The organism is Acidithiobacillus concretivorus (genome assembly GCF_018853445.1).
Classification (GTDB): Bacteria; Pseudomonadota; Gammaproteobacteria; order Acidithiobacillales; family Acidithiobacillaceae; genus Acidithiobacillus; species Acidithiobacillus concretivorus.
On record NZ_JABELD010000148.1, the window covers coordinates 1 to 2,894 of the forward strand.

Below are 2,894 nucleotides of genomic sequence, written 5' to 3' on the forward strand. Positions count from 1 at the left end.
TAAAGGGGCGGCTTTCGCCGCCGCGCTATCCCGCCCCGGCCTGAACGCCGAGGTTTCCCGCGCAAATGGATGACCGTCACCAAACTCGAAATAGCCACGGAACTAGCCTACACCACAGGCCTTACCGTGCGAGACACCAAACGCCTGGTAGAAGCCTTTTTCGATACGATACGATCCACACTGGCATCTGGCGAGGAAGTGAAGCTCTCCGGATTTGGTAATTTTTCCATTCGTGAAAAAACTTCTCGTCCAGGAAGAAACCCCAAAACGGGAGAACCGTCAGAGATCGCCGCCAGGCGCGTTGTTACCTGGCGGGCTGGGCAGACCTTGCGGGGGAAGTGCTTAAGTGGACCGTATCTCGCATCCGCCGAATTTTTCGTATCTTGTCCAATCACAAAATGATAACCTAACTGAATGCTAGGATCATTGAGCAAGGATCTTTCTAAATGCCTTTAACTGCAACAAAAACAAACGAGTTGACAAATGAGATCAATGCGCTTGTCAAGTTTGGCATCCCTCAAGACAACCTGCACATTCCTCGTTTGAATCGGGAAATCGAAAAAATCCGGGATGTCGATGCAAATGAGTTCCTCATGTTAAAAGGGATGCTGGCAGTTTTCCAGCATGATAAGAGCCTGATGCGCGAAACCTATGATAAAGCTATCCACCGTAGCGGAAGACATCCTGAGATTCTGGAAAATTATGCCTGCTCACTCATGTTCTCCGGCGATCTTAAGGAGTCCATCGCTATAGTTCGAGAGTCGATCCCGACGCAAAGCCTTATTCTGCTTGCTTGGCGTTGTGGTGCGTATCACACGGCATACGAGAAAGCCCTTCTTTTGTTAGGCGACAATATCATTCAATATCCACATCTTTCTAATTCAAAGGTATTTTTAGAAAAGAATAATCTGAATGAAGATCAAGTAATTGAAGTTGTTGACCATATAGCAAAGGCCGTCTGGGAAGCTGGTTATCACATCAATGGTGGATATGTAGCCTCCATTGAGGATGACATATTGCACACGCTGCGCGTTCCTGCATCAGTGCCCGTAGAATCTTTGCTTGACCTGGAAGATCGTATCGACGACCATTTTTCGACTATGGAAAATCGTATTCAGCGTAAAGGTTTTTCGTACTCTCTGGAAATCACCGAGAAATCAGATCTCGAAGCTGCGTAAGTGATTTCAAGATGCCTGTAAATCCCAGCGATTTTATCGAGTTTGCGAAAAATCTTGCTTGCCCAGATGAAATAAGCAGAAGAACATCCATTTCGAGAGCTTATTATGGCTGCTACCATTTTTCTGAAATACTATGCGCCCAGAAAGGAATAGATCTTTCGACTGGCAGTTCTTCTGGCGGCATTCACAAACGACTGTGCGCGGCCATGCAAGGCAGCCAAGATGCAAACATGCGTTCGCTAGGAGATAAGTTGGACAGGCTCCGGAAGAAACGCATACGGGCCGACTACGATCTTGCGGACCAAGTAGGCGCAAAGGAAACGGCAAAGATAGTTTGCAAATGTGAGCGGCTGCTGGTGGAATTGAAAAAAAATTCTCCATAATTGCCGCAGTGTTAGTCTTTTAGCGCCCGACAACATCCAGCTTGCAAACGGGGACCGCATCCGCATCGCATCCACCGAATTTTTCGTATAGGATAACATTCATGGGCAAGCACGATCAGAATCAGACAATCTCGGAAAGCAGGGAATCATCCAAACCGCTTTCATTCCCCTTTGATGAAAAAAAGGCTACAGAAGTTGCTGCCTTTTTTCTTCTAAAGGCCCAAGCCAAGAGAGCGAACATCAGCATTCTGAAGCTGATGAAGTTGATGTACCTTGCAGAAAGAGAGTCTTACAGGATCTACGGCGCTCCGATGGTAGGCGATAGCCTTTATTCGCTTCCGCATGGGCCAGTAATGTCCACTACCCTGAATCTGATTAACTCCGTTCCAGAAGAGCGCGAAGGCGGGGAATACTGGGATTCCTTTATCGCGGAAAAGGGTGCAGGCAAGTATATGTGCCTGAAAGAAGGCAAACTGCAAAACACGGATGATCTCTTGCAGATTAGCGAGAGTGATGTCGAAATACTGGAAAACATTTGGGAAACCTATGGTGATTTTAGTGCCATAAAATTAAGGAACTACACGCACAGTTCAGAAAACTGCCCTGAGTGGGAAGATCCGAACGGTTCCAGTAAGCCGATTTCCATGGAAACCATGCTGAAAAGCATGGGTTATCAGCCTGACGCCATTCAGATCATCTGCGAGAGCATTCAGCAGATGGCATCTACCAATGCCAGTCTGAATCCACAGATTCGATTCTGGTAAAAATGGACTTTTTAGGCCGTTAGGGGGATTTCCATGGCCACCCTACTCCATATTCTCTATTTCCTGCTGGCCTTGTTCGTTACCCTGGGGCTGTTCGTCATCTCGTTTCTGCTGCACGAGCTGGGGCACGCTCTGGTTATCGCGCTATTGCGCGGGAAAGATGCTGTTCTGGAAATCCGTGCAGGATCCCTGACGTTTTACCGGGGGAAGATCTTGCGAGTCGGTATCCTTCCGATATGGGGCTATGTACGGTTTGCTGAAGAAAATGTGCCGCCGTCTGACTGGCGGCTCATTTTTGTAGCCGGTCCTGCGGCATCCCTGTTCACGGCCTACCTATTCCTGCTTCTGCATCATTTTTCGGCTTTTCTTGGCTTTCCAGCCAACTGGCACCAGGTCTTCGGTATTATGGCGATGGCTAACTTTGCCCTGGCCGGCTTCAATCTGATTCCTATCCCGCCGCTGGATGGCTGGAAGATCGCCGAGAGCTGGTTGCCTCTTCTGGGTATTCACCTGAGTCGTGAATCCCGCGCCCAGATGAATAAATGGGGGATGATATTCATACTGGCGGT

General features: G+C 48.3%; 5 protein-coding genes. All 5 read left to right on the forward strand.

Annotation, left to right across the window (positions count from 1 at the left end):
• The first annotated feature begins 69 nt into the window (after window positions 1–69).
• Window positions 70–402, forward strand: coding sequence for an integration host factor subunit alpha (locus HJG40_RS14050; RefSeq protein WP_215864776.1), 333 nt, complete (start codon window positions 70–72; stop codon window positions 400–402).
• A 44-nt stretch (window positions 403–446) separates the two neighbouring features.
• Window positions 447–1,178, forward strand: coding sequence for a hypothetical protein (locus HJG40_RS14055; RefSeq protein WP_215864777.1), 732 nt, complete (start codon window positions 447–449; stop codon window positions 1,176–1,178).
• Between the two features lie 11 nt (window positions 1,179–1,189).
• A complete protein-coding gene (locus HJG40_RS14060) occupies window positions 1,190–1,561 on the forward strand; it encodes a HEPN domain-containing protein (RefSeq protein ID WP_215864778.1) in 372 nt (123 codons plus the stop codon).
• 101 nt (window positions 1,562–1,662) lie between these two features.
• Window positions 1,663–2,325 carry a Panacea domain-containing protein gene (locus HJG40_RS14065; protein ID WP_215864779.1) on the forward strand — a complete coding sequence of 221 codons (663 nt, stop codon included), beginning with the start codon at window positions 1,663–1,665 and terminating at the stop codon, window positions 2,323–2,325.
• Window positions 2,326–2,358: 33 nt separating this feature from the next.
• A partial coding sequence (locus tag HJG40_RS14070) for a metalloprotease (RefSeq protein WP_215864780.1) occupies window positions 2,359–2,894 on the forward strand: 536 nt, incomplete at its 3' end.